This window comes from Arthrobacter sp. CG_A4, assembly GCF_035985125.1.
GTDB lineage: Bacteria > Actinomycetota > Actinomycetes > Actinomycetales > Micrococcaceae > Arthrobacter.
Genome location: NZ_JAXCID010000028.1, coordinates 15,332 through 29,250 on the forward strand (window position 1 = coordinate 15,332; position 13,919 = coordinate 29,250).

Annotated in this window: 14 protein-coding genes, 1 tRNA gene and 1 riboswitch; of the genes, 6 read left to right on the plus strand and 9 right to left on the minus strand. The window is 67.6% G+C overall.

All coding sequences use genetic code 11. The features are described from left to right. Nucleotides 1–60 precede the first annotated feature (60 nt). Nucleotides 61–220: riboswitch (cyclic di-AMP (ydaO/yuaA leader) on the plus strand. Then, entirely contained in the window at nt 219–1,043 is an 825-nt protein-coding gene (locus RCH07_RS12610) for a hypothetical protein (RefSeq protein WP_326967820.1), read from the plus strand. It overlaps the preceding riboswitch by 2 nt. 154 nt (nt 1,044–1,197) lie before the next feature. Here RCH07_RS12610 and upp read toward each other — a convergent pair whose 3' ends face one another. Then, nucleotides 1,198–1,833, minus strand: coding sequence for a uracil phosphoribosyltransferase (gene upp / locus RCH07_RS12615; protein ID WP_326967821.1), 636 nt, complete (start codon nt 1,831–1,833; stop codon nt 1,198–1,200). A gap of 50 nt (nt 1,834–1,883) precedes the next feature. Continuing rightward, a complete protein-coding gene (locus RCH07_RS12620; RefSeq protein WP_326967822.1) occupies nt 1,884–2,765 on the minus strand; it encodes a phosphatase PAP2 family protein in 882 nt (293 codons plus the stop codon). Nucleotides 2,766–2,826: 61 nt separating this feature from the next. On the opposite strand from RCH07_RS12620, the gene RCH07_RS12625 reads away from it, so the two are divergent. Next, nucleotides 2,827–3,330 (plus strand): nucleoside deaminase, encoded by a 504-nt coding sequence (locus RCH07_RS12625; RefSeq protein WP_326967823.1) that lies wholly within the window; start codon nt 2,827–2,829, stop codon nt 3,328–3,330. 49 nt (nt 3,331–3,379) lie between these two features. Here the strand turns inward: RCH07_RS12625 and RCH07_RS12630 are convergent, their stop codons facing one another. The 4 genes from RCH07_RS12630 to RCH07_RS12645 are packed head-to-tail and all read right to left on the minus strand — an operon-like array spanning nt 3,380 to nt 6,529. Then, nucleotides 3,380–4,672, minus strand: coding sequence for a DNA glycosylase AlkZ-like family protein (locus tag RCH07_RS12630; protein ID WP_326967824.1), 1,293 nt, complete (start codon nt 4,670–4,672; stop codon nt 3,380–3,382). Between the two features lie 4 nt (nt 4,673–4,676). Then, nucleotides 4,677–5,066 (minus strand): hypothetical protein, encoded by a 390-nt coding sequence (locus RCH07_RS12635; protein WP_326967825.1) that lies wholly within the window; start codon nt 5,064–5,066, stop codon nt 4,677–4,679. 8 nt (nt 5,067–5,074) lie between these two features. Continuing rightward, complete coding sequence (locus RCH07_RS12640) at nt 5,075–5,473, minus strand: 6-pyruvoyl trahydropterin synthase family protein (RefSeq protein ID WP_326967826.1); 399 nt, start codon at nt 5,471–5,473, stop codon at nt 5,075–5,077. Nucleotides 5,474–5,476: 3 nt separating this feature from the next. Next, complete coding sequence (locus RCH07_RS12645; protein WP_326967827.1) at nt 5,477–6,529, minus strand: zinc-dependent alcohol dehydrogenase; 1,053 nt, start codon at nt 6,527–6,529, stop codon at nt 5,477–5,479. A gap of 118 nt (nt 6,530–6,647) precedes the next feature. Between RCH07_RS12645 and RCH07_RS12650 the strand changes: the two genes are divergently transcribed. Then, nucleotides 6,648–6,735, plus strand: a tRNA-Ser gene (locus tag RCH07_RS12650). A gap of 184 nt (nt 6,736–6,919) precedes the next feature. On the opposite strand, the gene RCH07_RS12655 is transcribed toward RCH07_RS12650, so the two are convergent. Further along, the gene (locus RCH07_RS12655; RefSeq protein WP_326967828.1) at nt 6,920–7,900 is read right to left on the minus strand and encodes a hypothetical protein; all 981 of its coding nucleotides are present in this window, start codon (nt 7,898–7,900) and stop codon (nt 6,920–6,922) included. A 206-nt stretch (nt 7,901–8,106) separates the two neighbouring features. Between RCH07_RS12655 and RCH07_RS12660 the strand changes: the two genes are divergently transcribed. The 3 genes from RCH07_RS12660 to RCH07_RS12670 all read left to right on the plus strand — a co-directional run bounded on the left by RCH07_RS12660 (nt 8,107) and on the right by RCH07_RS12670 (nt 12,109). Then, nucleotides 8,107–8,925, plus strand: a complete 819-nt coding sequence (locus RCH07_RS12660) for a pyruvate, water dikinase regulatory protein (RefSeq protein WP_326967829.1) — start codon at nt 8,107–8,109, stop codon at nt 8,923–8,925. A 150-nt stretch (nt 8,926–9,075) separates the two neighbouring features. Beyond that, nucleotides 9,076–11,475: a phosphoenolpyruvate synthase gene (ppsA, locus tag RCH07_RS12665; RefSeq protein ID WP_326967830.1), complete on the plus strand. Its 2,400-nt coding sequence runs from the start codon at nt 9,076–9,078 to the stop codon at nt 11,473–11,475. 178 nt (nt 11,476–11,653) lie between these two features. Then, nucleotides 11,654–12,109, plus strand: a complete 456-nt coding sequence (locus RCH07_RS12670) for an SRPBCC family protein (RefSeq protein ID WP_326967831.1) — start codon at nt 11,654–11,656, stop codon at nt 12,107–12,109. 27 nt (nt 12,110–12,136) lie between these two features. Here the strand turns inward: RCH07_RS12670 and RCH07_RS12675 are convergent, their stop codons facing one another. Both RCH07_RS12675 and RCH07_RS12680 read right to left on the minus strand, forming a co-directional pair. Next, nucleotides 12,137–12,865: a glucosamine-6-phosphate deaminase gene (locus tag RCH07_RS12675; protein WP_442784827.1), complete on the minus strand. Its 729-nt coding sequence runs from the start codon at nt 12,863–12,865 to the stop codon at nt 12,137–12,139. A gap of 61 nt (nt 12,866–12,926) precedes the next feature. Beyond that, nucleotides 12,927–13,919 (minus strand): N-acetylglucosamine kinase, encoded by a 993-nt coding sequence (locus tag RCH07_RS12680; protein ID WP_326967832.1) that lies wholly within the window; start codon nt 13,917–13,919, stop codon nt 12,927–12,929.

Consider the following 13,919-nt stretch of genomic DNA (forward strand, 5'->3'; position numbering starts at 1 on the left):
GTTTTTAGGGTGCGGCCGCCACAGGGCCGCGCATCCGGACGGACGCCAAACTCTGCCGCTTCCCGGATTCCGCTCGACCAGGCAGAGGCGGGGAACCCAGAGTTCCCGGACATTCTGCATCTTTGCACCCTTGGGGTGAAGCCGACACGTGAGATTCCGTGCGGCCGGATATCGCATCCGAACCCGACAGCTAACTCCGCAGGCGTTGAGAGGCGATCATGACTGAATTCAAAGTACCAACGCGCCACAAGAGCGCCCAGCAGGCAACCCGTTCGACGGCTTCGCGCCACCGCGCGGCGGACACCAATCCCGCGTCAACCCGGTCCCGGTTCACCGCGAGCCTCGGATCCACCGGCCGTCGCGCCGCCCTCGTTGCCACCACCTGCGCGGTGCTCGTCGGGATCGGGGCTGCCGGGCAGGCCGCCGAGACCGCCAACCGCAACGCCAGCGCCGGCAGTTCCAGCGGGGCTTCGGCCACCACCGCCGACCCGCTGACGCACCTGGACTTCGAACGTGTCCGCGTCGATTCGCAGTCGGCCCTTCCCGACACCGCCAGTCTCGCGCCCCAGACCGAAGAGGTGAAGCCCGCTGAAGTCCCCGCCGCCGCGGCTCCCGCACCCGAGCCTGCTCCGGCACCCGCACCCGCACCCGCACCCGAGCCTGCTCCGGCACCCGCACCCGCACCTGAGCCCGCACCGGCACCGGCACCGGCACCGGCCAAGCCCGTTGCTGTCGACGACCCTGCCGGCGCGCAGGCCTACGCTGCCGCGCAACTGGGAACTTACGGCTGGGCTCCCAGCGAGATGCAGTGCCTTCAGACGCTGTGGACGAAGGAATCCGATTGGAAGACCACCGCCACGAACCCCAGCAGCGGGGCATACGGTGTGGTCCAGTCCCTGCCGGCCGAGAAGATGGCCAGCGCTGGCCCGGACTACCGGACGAACTACCGGACCCAGATCAACTGGGGCCTGAACTACGTCAAGGAGCGCTATGGCTCCCCCTGCGGCGCCCTGAACTTCCACTACGCCAACAACTGGTACTAGACAGCCGGCACGGCCAGCCTGAAGCACGGCCAGGCGAGGAGCCCCGGATCCACAGGATCCAGTCCATGCGGTTCAGGTGAGGCCGCGCCGGTGTTTTCCGGAACCCCCCGGAACCCCCCAGCCGCCTCCGGCGCCAGTTTCGCCGACGGCGGGCTTAGCCTGCCACGCCGTAGAGGCGGTCGCCGGCGTCGCCCAGACCCGGGACGATGTAAGACTTTTCGTTGAGCTTCTCGTCGATGGAGGCGAGGACGATGGTCACGTTGGCGTCGGCAAGCTCCTCTTCCAGCTTGGCCAGGCCCTCCGGGGCGGCCAGCAGGCAGATGCAGGTGACGTCGGAGGCGCCGCGCTTAAAGAGGAACTTGATGGCCTCCCGCAAGGTGCCGCCGGTTGCAAGCATCGGGTCCAGCACGAAGATCTGCCGGTCCGTGAGGTTCTCGGGGAGTCGCTCGGCGTAGGTGATGATGTCAAGGGTTTCTTCATCCCGGGCCATGCCCAGGAAGCCAACCTCGGCGGTCGGGACCAGCTTGGTCATACCCTCGAGCATGCCGAGCCCGGCGCGCAGGATAGGGACCACCAGCGGGGTGGGCTTGGTGAAGGCGGTGCCGATCGTGATGCTGACCGGCGTCTCGATGGTCACCGGCTCGGTGCGGACGTCGCGGGTCGCCTCGTAGGCGAGGAGCGTAACGAGTTCCTCGGTGAGCTGGCGGAAGACCGGGGAAGGGGTGTTCTTGTCCCGCAGAACGGTGAGCTTATGGGCGACCAGCGGGTGGTCCACAACGAGAATGCGCATGGGTCAAAACTATCACCCGGCGGCAGTTGACCCGCCCGTCGGACCGCGGGTCACCCGCCCGTCGGACCGCGGGCGCCGAGCCCGTCCGCAGTGGTGTCTTCGTTCCCGGCCGCGCTCCCGGCAGCACCGGTATCGGGGCCGGGGCCCGCACCCTTCGCGGGGCCTGGGCCGCCGCCGTCGGGGCGTCCGTCCATCAGGTGCGCCGGATGGTCGAAGGTCGGCGCCGGGCCCGCATGCCCGCGGTGCCGCAGCACATGGAACAGCCGGTGTGCCAGGATCACGATGCCCAGCCAGGCAAGGCCGAGGAGCCACGCGGCGATCACATCCGTCATCCAGTGATGCCCCAGGAAAACCCTACTCAGGCCCATCGCCGCGACGAAGATCACACCGGCGGCGATCACCGCGACGCGGGCCGAGGTCTTCTTGAGCTGGAGGCAGGTCAGATAAACCAGCACGCCGATGACCACGGTGGAGTTGAGTGCGTGCCCGCTGGGGAAGGATGGGGAGGTTTCGTAGGGCGGCACGGCATGGACAAAATCCGGGCGGGCGCGGCCCACCAGGTTCTTCCCGAACGTGGTGGCCGTGATGGACACAGCCGTGGCACCGCAGACCAGGATGATCGGCCGCCAGGTGCGGTTTAGCCAGGTGAGCCAGGCGGTGAGGATGCTCGCCAGGATCGGCATGCCGATGCTTCCGCCAACATTGGTGAAACCTGTGGCGGCCGAGTTGATCTCCGGGGTGCGCAGGTCTTCGGCGAGGGCCAGCGCAGGTCTGTCCAGATTCGCGAGTCCCGCCTCGTCCACCACGTTGTCGTACACTTCGGCGCCAAGCAATGCCAGCGCCACCACAACAACTCCGCCGGCCAGCAGGGTGAGCCACAGGGCAGCGTAGGGGACCACCCATTTACCCCAACGCTCTGCAAAGGTCTTCACGGCCGTCTCCTCAATCCTTTGCTTTTCACAGCTGCCCTTTCGTCGAAACTATCATTGAGCAATGACTTCTCCGGAGCCCCGCCATACAGAGTGGATGGGCCTTGCCCTTGCTGAGGCGCGGGCTGCGCTGGCAACGGCGGACGTGCCGATCGGCGCCGTCGTCATCGGGCCCGACGGCGCGGTGCTCGGCTCCGGGCGCAACGAACGCGAAGCGCTGGGGGACCCGACGGCGCACGCCGAGATGGTGGCGATCCGCGGGGCCGCGGCCCGGCTGCGGCAGCGAAGCGTCCTGGCCGGCAGGCCCGGTGACGGCTGGCGGCTGGCGGACTGCACCCTGGTGGTAACGCTGGAGCCCTGTGCCATGTGCGCCGGGGCGGTGGTGCTGGCCCGCATTCCGCGGGTGGTGTTCGGCGCGTGGGACGAGAAAGCCGGGGCGGCCGGCTCGGTGTTCGACATCCTCCGCGAACGACGGCTCAACCACTGGGTGGAAGTGTATGCCGGGGTCCGGGAACAGGAAAGCGCGGCCCTGCTGCGCGACTTCTTCGCCGGGCACCGCGGCAGCTGAACCTCGGTCATCACCGCTCCCCCTCTGTGCCTGATTCGCCTGGCCGGCGCTATTTTCCCGCGGGGGCTGTTGCGGAGGCTGATGCGTCAGCTGCCGCGGATGCCGCCAGCGCGTCGATCCGTGTCTGCCGGGTGGCCGGTGAATCGAGGCTGAAGGCGCGGAAGTCGGCCAGGTCCTCCCGGATCCAAGCCTCCACTTGGGCGATCCGCCGGGTCACCGCCGGAGTTGTGGTGTGAAACAGCCAGGGCACGATCCGTTCCTTGCCCGGCTCGTACTGCCATAGCCCGATGATCCGGCCGCGGTCCAGGATGGGGTGGTCGGGGAGGTCGGCCTGCAGCCCGAGCGGGGCCATCACCTGTCTGCCGGTGTCGCCCCTTTCAGCGCCGTCCTCGTCGAGCATCTCCGCGGCGTTGCGGCGCAGCAGCACCAGCGAATCCGTCCCGGCGAGCAGCTGGATCTGCTCTTCGGCAGGTTCCTCGAACGCGGCGAGGAGTTCGACGTCGTCGGGCAGCATCCACAGCCCCCCGCCCCCGGCGGTGGTCACCTCGACGGCGCCGACGGCGGCCAGCGCCGCCCTGCTCTGGGCCACGGTGAAGGCCGTGAACCACTGGGACTGTTTGAACGTGGCTCCGCCGGTCCAGCCGAGGTAGCGGCGGATGAGCTCTGCCCGGGATGCGTCGGCGGCGAGCGGGTTGGGCGGCAGGCCCCAGAGCTCGTAGGCGTAGCGCTGCTGGTCCAGACGTCCGGTGGCCGGCACGCGGCGGATCCGTCCCTGTGATTGCAGGATGCCGAGGGCAGTGGGCAGGGTGGTGGTGGCGCCCTTCTTCCTGCCTTCTTCGCCGAGGTTCCGCACGGAGTCGCCGAGTTCGTCCTTGAGCTGGCGCGGATCCAGCGGCGCGCCGGCTTCGGCGAGGGTGTGCAGCACCTGCTCCTCGAGCAGCGTGATTTCGCCGCGGTCCACGCCGAGCCGGCCCACGACCTTGACCGTCGCCTCGGCCGCGTCACGCCCCAGTTGCAGCGCCCAGGCGAAGTCGTCCCGGCCCAGGACGTACGTGCAGCCGCGGGCGGTGGGGAGTTCGAGGATCCGATGCGCGTGGACGTCGGCGTCCACCTGTTCGCGTCGGATGCCTGCGCGGGCGAAGAGCGTGAGGTAAGGGTTGGCGCCGCCCACGGAGCGCGCCCAGCCGGCCCGGGCAAACACCTGTTCCGCGCTGCAGCCGGCGAGCGAGCCGTCGAGGCCCTGCCGGTGCCAGGCCCAGGCGCGGAGCCGCTCCGAGGTGAGGGTCCGGGCCGGCGGCGCATTCGCGGCCAGCGTCTGGGTGCTGAGGGGCTCTCGCATCATGGGGTCATTGTCCAACAGCTTGTGCGGCAGGGGAATCGTCTGCGGCGGTCTTCTCGTGCGGCTTGGCTGCCGGGCGCCGCCCGGGTCGCTGCCCGGGCGCCCTGCCGACGGGGCGCCGTCCGGGGCGCCGTCGAGGGCCGCCAGCACCGTCAGTGCGGTGGCGTTCCAGCCCGGCAGGGTGGTCTCCCCCGGCCTGGCCCCGGCCGCAGGGCACCCAGCCGCCGCCGGTCCGCCGCGCTGCCCACCGGCCAGTCGCCGTCGAGCGGCACGTCTCCACGGCGGATCCCAGGACGGACAGCTCCCGGGTGAGGGCCGCGTTGTAGGCGTTGCCGCCGTAATTGTGGCGCACGTTGCCGGGCACCACCAGGCGGATGCGGAGGCCGGACGGCCGCACGGGGCTTCCTATCGGGCGCCGAAGTCGAGCGAATAGCTGGCCCAGGCGTCGGGTGTCTCGCGCAGGGTGACGTCCAGCCCGGCGAGTTCCTGCCCGTCCTTGCCCCCGCGGATCCGGGCGGCCACCGCGTCTGCGATGTACTGGGCCAGAGCCTCGGTGGTGCTCAGCTTCCCGGCGAAATCGGGGTGCTCATCCAGGTTTTTGTAGTTCAGCCGCTCGAGGATCGAATCCAGCACCCCGCCGGCCTCACCGATGTCCAGCACAATCGAGTCATCGTTCAGAGCCCGACGGCGGAAAGTCACCTCCGTGACGAAGGTGGCACCGTGCAGTCCCTGGGCCGGGCCGAATGCAGCTCGCGGGAGGCTGTGGGCGATCATGAAATTGCGGCGGACAGTCAGGCTGAACACGGTCTAGCACCTCGGGTCTGCTGTTGCGGGGGCATCAAGGGCGGGGCATTCGATGACTGGATATTCAATGACGTGGCAGAGCGCGTCCAGGGTGCCGTCAGAGAGCCGCTGGACGACGTCGGGAAGCTCGTCGAAGCCGGAGGACCCGGTAAGGAAAACTTCGAAGAGGGGATCGCTCAGCAGCGAAACGGCGAGCCGGAGCCGGTCCGCGTTGGTGCGGCGGTGGCGGCGGGCGCGGGCCACCACGCCCACCTGGCTGGCGCGAATGGAGAGCCGGCGGGCATGGAAATCCTCCCCCAGCGGCAGCGTGACACTCCGGTCGGCGTACCAGGACATTTCGATGACGTCGCCCTCGTCACCCACAAGCTGCAGGCTCCGTTCCAGGCCTTCCTGCGAGGCGGAGCAGTGGATGACAATGTCGCAGTCCGGCAGGGCGTCGTCGGGGTGGCTGAAGACGACGCCGAGCGTTTCGGCGAACGCGCGTTTGGCGGGGTCGACGTCGATCAGCTGCAGCCGGCCGAGCGGGAAAGTGCTGAGCAGTTTGGCCACCATGCCGCCGACGAGGCCGGCGCCGATTACGGCAACGCGATCACCCAGGCGGGGCCCGGCCTCCCATAGTCCGTTGACGGCGGTCTCGACGGTTCCCGTGAGGACGGCGCGGCGGGCCGGAACGCCGTCGGGAACCAATGTGAGGGAGTCGACCGGAACGATGTAGCGGTTCTGGTGCGGGTACAGGCAGAAGACCGTCTTCCCTGCCCAGTCCGCGGGGCCTTCCTCGACGATCCCGACAGAGAGATAGCCGAACTTCACCGGGGACGGAAAGGAGCCTTCCTGGTTGGGCGCGGCCATTTCCCCGGCCACGCAGTCAGGGACGCGGGCGTTGTGCACCACCAGTTCGGTGCCCTTGCTGATGCCCGAGTACAGCGTCCGCACGAGGGCTTCGCCGATGCCGGGGGCGGGCAGCGCCTCGCACCGAAGTTCCCCCTGTTCGGGGCCGACGGTCCAATATGCGGTGGCCGTGGTCTGCCGAGCCGTCTTCTGGTCTGCGTTGCTCATCTTGCTGACGAATCTAGTCCCCTGCCCATGCGCGGGGAAGAGCCGCGCAGCCCGGGCGCGCCGTGTTGAACTGCCCGTTTTGTGGATGAGCGCTTTGCTCCGGTAGCCTGTTCAGGTTGGTGACGTGTCCGAGCGGCCGAAGGTGCAACACTCGAAATGTTGTTTGGTGAAAGCCAACGTGGGTTCAAATCCCACCGTCACCGCCAAGTGGCAAGGCCCCTGCTTCCCTTGCAAACAAAGGGAAGTGGGGGCTTTTTCTTTGTCTGTAACTTACTCGTTGGCAAAGAATTGGCAAGAATTCTTGTACGGCGTGCTCGCCCAGCCGCCAACTGTGCGCTTCGGCCCATGGCCGACGGGCAGTCACGGCCCCGGACCGCAAAAGGCCCAAAACTAGTAGCTCAGCTGCGGCGTGACGGTAATTGTGTCCGCACCGACGTCCAGGCGCGCATTGAAACTGAAGTCGACAACCACATCCAGATCCGAAAATCCACCGCTAAAATTGTCCTGTTGCCTGGCCGTGACACGAGCCTTCCCAGCGAGCGGGGCAATTGTCCACTGTCCATCGAATGCTTCGATGCTTACCGCCGGATACTCGGTGATTGTCCAGTTGATGGTTCCGTCTTTCACCAAATTGCCCGTGGAATGGTAGAACGGGCAGCCCGGCTGGAGTCGCTGCTCTTTGACGGCCTCCGCCGCACACGTGTCGAGAAATTCCTTGACCTTCAAGGCTACCGTCTGGTTCAGTTCGTCCGTGGCTTGGGTGAGAAGAATAAGTGGTGGTACGGGAGAGTCGGTCCCCGACACAATCGCACGGGTCGCAGGAGCAGAGAAGTAGTCGCCATTCAGGGACGCCTCGTACTCTCCGGGGTAGAACACGGCAAACTTGTTTCTTCCGCCCGGCATATTCACGGGTACACCGTTGACCGTAGCCTCGCTCGAATTTACGACGGTTACTTCCACAGTGGGCAGGGGCGCAGGAACAAATGCCCATTTACTGAAGACCAGCCATTCCGTCCCGGAACGTTCCAGCAGAAACTCACTGCGCTGCTGCCGTCCATCGATCGTGTAGTCCACTGGCACCATGACTCGGCTGCCTCCGCGTGGTTCCGTATCGCCGATTTCTGCATTCGAAATCCGAGCGGCTGATGTCTGCAGCGCGGAACCGTCGAGCATGGCAGCGTTCGACTGCGGGACAGAAGCCCGAAGTATCCCGAGCGCCCGCCCACCCTCGCCATCTCGGAGGGCTTGCAGATACTCGCGCACGGGCTGTTGGGGGCTTGCGAGCGAGTTATTGACAAGGGCGACCGACACGATGGCCGCCACGACGGCCAGCATCAACACCAGCAGCCACCGGGCCGCGATTCGGACCACTGCCTGACTCGTTCTCACACACCCACGTTACCTGCACTACGGAAAGGACTCAGACGAATAGCTCCTTCGTGCGGCGTCGAGGGCCGCGCCGCACCGGGCTTCGGCGACGTGAGATACACGCCATGCCCTCCGGCCGCCGCCGGCCACGCGCCGGAACAAGCGCGTCATTGGCGAATGCGCCGCTCCCCCTGGAGGACAATGCGTCTATGACCAACGACGCTCCCCGCCCGGTCTACTTCCTCTCGGACAGTACGGGCATCACCGCGGAAACGCTCGGCAACACCTTGCTGACGCAGTTTCCCGAGAACGATTTTGACCGGATTACAGTCCCCTTCATCACGACGGTGGACCAGGCGCGGGCGGTGGCCAACGTCATCGACGGGCTGGCAGCCACCGGCCTGCGCCCCATCGTCTTCTCCACCGCGGTGACCACCGATATCCGCCAGACCCTGGCCACGTGCAACGGAATCATCGTGGACCTGATCGGGACGCACGTCGGCGTGCTGGAGAATGCCCTTGGCACCCAGGCGAGCGGGGAACCGGGCCGGGCACACGGCCTGGGCAACGCCGCGCGCTACCAGTCGCGGATGGCCGCCGTCGAATACGCCATGGAACACGACGACGGCCAGAGCCTGCGGGCACTGGAAAAGGCCCAGGTCATCCTGGTGGCCCCGTCCCGCTGCGGCAAGACCCCCACCACCATGTATCTGGCCCTGCAGCACGGCATCTTCGCCGCGAACTTCCCGCTGGTAGACGAGGACTTCGAAAGGGAGGGGCTCCCCAAGCCGCTGCGGCCTTTCGTATCGAAGTGCTTCGGCCTCACCACCAACCCCCTGCGCCTAAGCCAGGTCCGCACCGAACGCCGCCGCGGCTCACCTTATGCATCGCTGCGGCAGTGCGGTTTCGAGCTGCGCAGCGCCGAGCGGCTCTACGTGTCCCACGGGATTCCCTACCTCAATTCGGCCAGCGTCTCGGTGGAGGAAATGGCTGCAACCATCCTGCAGCAGATGAAGCTCAAGCATTAGGGAAAAGTTTCACAAAGTCTCTGTGGTGCAGCTCATGTGGAAACCCGGCCGGAGACCTGTCACTGTGGAAGAACTTCCGCCCAACAACCGGTCATCGCCGAACGCGGGGCGGCGCCCCCGCATGCCACCATCTGCAAAGGAGCAGCAACCATGACGATAGACATCCTGTGGTTCTCAGAACTCGGACTCAAGGATCTGGATCGGGTAGGTGGTAAGAACGCCTCGCTCGGCGAGATGGTGCAGAACCTGACGTCCGCCGGCGTCCAGGTTCCGGACGGCTTCGCCACGACGGCGGACGCCTACCGCAGTTTCCTGGCTGATTCGGGCCTGGATCAGAAGATTGCCGACAGGCTGGTGGGGCTGGATACCGACGATGTGACGGCTCTGGCCGCGGCTGGCAAGGAGATCCGGACGCTGATGCGCGAGACCCCCTTCCTGCCGGATTTTGAAGTACAGATCCGTGACTCCTACCAGAAGCTGGTGGACAAGCACGGCGGCGGTGACCTTTCCTGGGCCGTCCGTTCCAGTGCCACGGCGGAAGATCTGCCCGATGCCTCCTTCGCGGGACAGCAGGAAACCTTCCTCAACGTTCGCGGTATCGATAACATCCTGGTGGCCATCAAGGATGTGTTTGCGTCCCTCTACAACGACCGGGCTATCGCCTACCGCGTGCACCACAAATTCGAGCACGCCGAGGTGGCACTCTCGGCCGGCATCCAGCGCATGGTGCGTTCCGACGTCGGCGCCTCCGGCGTGATGTTCACCATGGACACCGAATCCGGCTTCAATGACGCCGTCTTCGTCACCTCCTCCTACGGTCTCGGCGAGGCGGTCGTCCAGGGTGCCGTCAACCCTGACGAGTTCTACGTCTACAAACCCGCGCTGCAGGCAGGCCGCCCCGCCATCCTCAAGCGCGGACTGGGCGAGAAGGCGCTCCAGATGACGTACACGAGCAACCGCGAAATCGGCCACACCATTGACTTTGTGCCGGTTGAGGCTTCCCTGCGGAACCGCTTCAGCCTCACGGACGACGACGTCGAGCAGCTCGCCCGCCACGCGGTCGCCATCGAGAACCATTACGGGCGACCGATGGACATTGAATGGGGCAAGGACGGGATCGACGGCGGCCTGTACATTCTGCAGGCGCGCCCGGAGACTGTGCAGTCCCGCAGGACGTCCGGCAGCCTGAGCCGTTTCCGCCTGAACGGGTCCGGCCGGGTCCTTTCCGAAGGGCGCGCCATCGGACAGCGGATCGGCGCCGGCCGCGTGCGCATCCTGACCGCAATCGACCAGATGGCCGCCTTCGAAACCGGCGACGTCCTCGTCGCGGACATGACCGACCCGGACTGGGAACCGATCATGAAGCGTGCCTCCGCGATCGTCACCAACCGCGGCGGCCGCACCTGCCACGCGGCGATCATCGCCCGCGAACTGGGGATCCCCGCCGTCGTCGGCACCGGAGACGTCACGGACGTCCTGTCCGACGGCGTCGAGGTCACCGTGTCCTGCGCGGACGGCGAGACCGGCTTCATCTACGAAGGTCTGCTGGACTTCAGCATCGAGGAAACCGAGATCACCCAGCTGCCCGAGGCGCCGGTCAAGGTCATGATGAACGTCGGCACCCCGGAGCAGGCGTTCACCTTCGCGCAGCTGCCCAACCACGGCGTGGGCCTTGCCCGGCTGGAGTTCATCATCAACCGCCAGATCGGCATCCACCCCAAGGCGCTGCTGAACCCGGACGACCAGCCGGCGGACGTCGCCGCCCAGATCCGGGAGCGGATCGCCGCCTATGACAGCCCGCGCGACTACTACATCAAGCGCCTGGCCGAAGGCGTGGCCACCATCGCGGCGGCGTTCGCGCCCGAGCCGGTCATTGTGCGCATGTCCGACTTCAAGTCCAACGAGTACGCCAACCTGATTGGCGGACCGGCCTACGAGCCGCACGAAGAGAACCCGATGATCGGCTTCCGCGGCGCCTCCCGGTACCTCGAGCCGTCCTTCCGGGACTGCTTCGATCTGGAGTGCGAGGCCCTGTCCTTCGTCCGCAACGAGATGGGCCTGACCAACGTCAAGCTGATGATCCCCTTCGTCCGCACCCTCGACGAGGCCAGCGGCGTCATCGACCTGCTCGCCGAGAACGGGCTGCGCCGCGGCGAAAACGGCCTCGAGGTCATCATGATGTGCGAACTGCCGTCCAACGCGCTGCTGGCCGACGAGTTCCTGGACTACTTCGACGGTTTCTCCATCGGCTCCAACGACATGACCCAGCTGACCCTGGGCCTGGACCGGGACTCCGCGATCGTCGCCGGCAGCTTCGACGAACGGGACCCGGCCGTCAAGAAGCTCCTGAGCATGGCCATCAAAGCCTGCAAGGCCCGCGGCAAGTATGTGGGCATCTGCGGCCAGGGACCCAGCGACCATGCGGACTTCGCCGAATGGCTGGTCGAAGAAGGCATCGATTCCGTCTCGCTGAACCCCGACACCGTCGTGGACACGTGGCTGCGCCTCGCCGGCGCGGCAGCCGGCGCCACGGGCGCTGCGGCCAGCTGAGACCACGGAGCTAAAGGGACACCCCGGTCTTCGGACCGGGGTGTCCCCTTTTGCCCGGCACTCCCTGTCCGTCGTTCCCTCGCCGGGGAACCGGGCGTCGGCCCGTCCGCCCGGCGGCCGGGCCGAGGAGTGTGGCGAAATCGCAGGGCAAGCTGTGGCGGGCTGTCATACTCTGACGATGGCCGTCTACTTCGAATGCACCACGCGGACACGCACGCCCAGACCGGAGCTGTTTGATCTCGCCCGCAGCATCGACGCCCACAAGGACTCCATGTCGCGGTCACGGGAGGACGCAGTCGCCGGCGTCAGGTCCGGCCTTATCTCCCTGGGGGAAGAGGTGACCTGGCGGGCCTGGCACTTCGGGGTCCCGATCCGGATGACGAGTCGGATCACCCAGATGGAGGCGCCGGACTACTTCGTTGATGAGCAGGTCAGGGGCCCGTTCCGGCGGTTCCGGCACGTCCACGAGTTCAGCGAGGATTCCCACGGAACCACCATGGTTGATCGGATCGAGTTCACGGCCCCGTTCGGCCTAATCGGGCGTTTGGCAGAGAAACTGGTTCTGGCTGTATATCTTCGGAAGCTCATCGAGGCACGCAATCGGCACCTCACAGCGGACTCCCAGGGCGGATAACGCCAACAGATTCACCCGGCCGCGCCGCTAAACCCGGGCGCGCTGCAGCCGGCTGGCCGCGGCACTGTCCAGAAAGAGGGTGACGTGCGGGTGGCGCTGGATGAGCGACGCCGGGAAGTCTTCCGTGACGGGCCCCTCGACGGCGCGCGCCACGGCCCCGGCTTTGCCTTCGCCATGCGCGAGCAGCAGCAGGTGGCGTGCCTCGGCAATGGTGCCCAGTCCCTGGGTGATGGCGTGGCTGGGGACGTCCGCCGCCGAGTCGAAGAACCGGGCATTGTCCAGCCTGGTGCTGGCCGCGAGTTCCACAACGCGGGTCCGGGAGGTAAACGCGGACGGCGGCTCGTTGAAGGCCAGATGGCCGTTGGAGCCGATGCCGAGGATCTGCAGATCGATGCCGCCGGCGTCGCGGATCCTGCGGTCAAAGTCCGCAGCCTCCCGGATGGGGTCCTCTGCCAGCCCGTCCGGGGTGCGGACCAGTGCCGGATCCAGGCCAAGCCGCTCGATCACCTCGCGGCGGATGACCCGGGCGTAGCTCATTTCATCGGCGGGGCCGAGCCCCAGGTACTCGTCGAGCGAGAACCCGCGGACACGGCCCAGCGCCGGGTCCATCCCGGCCAGCGCCGCATAGAGCGGCAACGGCGAGGAACCCGTGGCCAGCCCGAGGACCGCCGTCGGAGCCCTGCGGACAAGCCCGGCTATGAGCTCCGCTGCGCGCGCTCCGGCTTCCGCGCCGGTAACGGTCTCGATGATCTTCACATGCAGTTCCTTGGAGGTGGGCGGCCGGACTCGGGTCCGCCCGGCGGCAAAGGAGCCGTCGTCACGGCCGGACCTGTTGCGCGGTGTTCTGCCGCGAGGTCAGATAGGGTTCCTGGTCCGGGAACCCCGACGGCGCCCGGAGCAGTTCGCGGGCCAGGATGAGGGCTCCCTCGAGGGAGCCTCCCAGCGGCGCCCGCAGCTCGGCGTCGGGCCGGACGGCGCTGAACCGGGCAGCCAGCGGCTCTAGCAGCAGCGGCCCGACGTCGAACAGCCCGCCGGTGTAGGTGGCCAGCGGCGGCACCCCGGGGGCCAGCGAGGCGGTCAGGTTGTCCGCCAGCAGCACCCCGGCACGCGTCCAGATGCCGGCGGACACGGGGTCCCCGGCGTGCGCGGCCCCGGCCACATCCTTGGCGAAGGAAGCAAGAATACCGGCGCGGTCGTCCCGGGTGTAGATCTTCCGGGGAAGTTCCTCCGGGGCGCCCCAGCGTTCGCGCAGCAGGGCCAGCAGCGCGGGCGAACCGCCGGGCCGGCCGTCGTGGGCGGCCAGTGCGGCCTGGAGCCCGGCGGTCCCGATCCAGCTTCCGCTGCCAAGATCACCGAGGACGTGTCCCCAGCCGTCCACCCGGTGCCAGCGGCCGGCGAAGTCGCTGCCGAGGCCCACTACGCCGGTGCCGGCGGACACCACGGCACCGCCGCCGAGGCCGATTCCGCCCACCAGCGAGGTGACGGCGTCCGAGGCCAGGGCCACCGGGATGGGTCCCAGTTGGGCGCGGAGGGTGCGGTGCGCCTCAGCGGTGCCCGCGGTGAGGCTGAGCAGCCCGCTCATCCCGACGGCGGCGGCGCGGAGCTGCCCGCCCCGGCCTGCGACGGCCTGCAGGGCCGGCGGCAGCAGGGATTCGAGGATGGCTGCCAGCGGTATCCCGCCGGAGCGGACCTCGATCCTGGCCCCGGCGAACGTCAGCGGCGGCTCGCCGGCCGGGGCGTCGAGGCGTTGCACGCCCGCCCGGCTGCCGCTGCCGCCGATGTCCAGGCCGAGGATCCATTCTGTCTGCAT

Coding starts and splice junctions, on each gene's coding strand:
- upp (WP_326967821.1), bottom strand. CDS start 1,833: ATGCGCATTCTCGTTGTGGACCACCCGCTGGTCGCCCATAAGCTCACC.
- RCH07_RS12680 (WP_326967832.1), bottom strand. CDS start 13,919: ATGCAGACAGAATGGATCCTCGGCCTGGACATCGGCGGCAGCGGCAGC.
- RCH07_RS12630 (WP_326967824.1), bottom strand. CDS start 4,672: ATGATGCGAGAGCCCCTCAGCACCCAGACGCTGGCCGCGAATGCGCCG.
- RCH07_RS12610 (WP_326967820.1), top strand. CDS start 219: ATGACTGAATTCAAAGTACCAACGCGCCACAAGAGCGCCCAGCAGGCA.
- RCH07_RS12670 (WP_326967831.1), top strand. CDS start 11,654: ATGGCCGTCTACTTCGAATGCACCACGCGGACACGCACGCCCAGACCG.
- ppsA (WP_326967830.1), top strand. CDS start 9,076: ATGACGATAGACATCCTGTGGTTCTCAGAACTCGGACTCAAGGATCTG.
- RCH07_RS12625 (WP_326967823.1), top strand. CDS start 2,827: ATGACTTCTCCGGAGCCCCGCCATACAGAGTGGATGGGCCTTGCCCTT.
- RCH07_RS12660 (WP_326967829.1), top strand. CDS start 8,107: ATGACCAACGACGCTCCCCGCCCGGTCTACTTCCTCTCGGACAGTACG.
- RCH07_RS12645 (WP_326967827.1), bottom strand. CDS start 6,529: ATGAGCAACGCAGACCAGAAGACGGCTCGGCAGACCACGGCCACCGCA.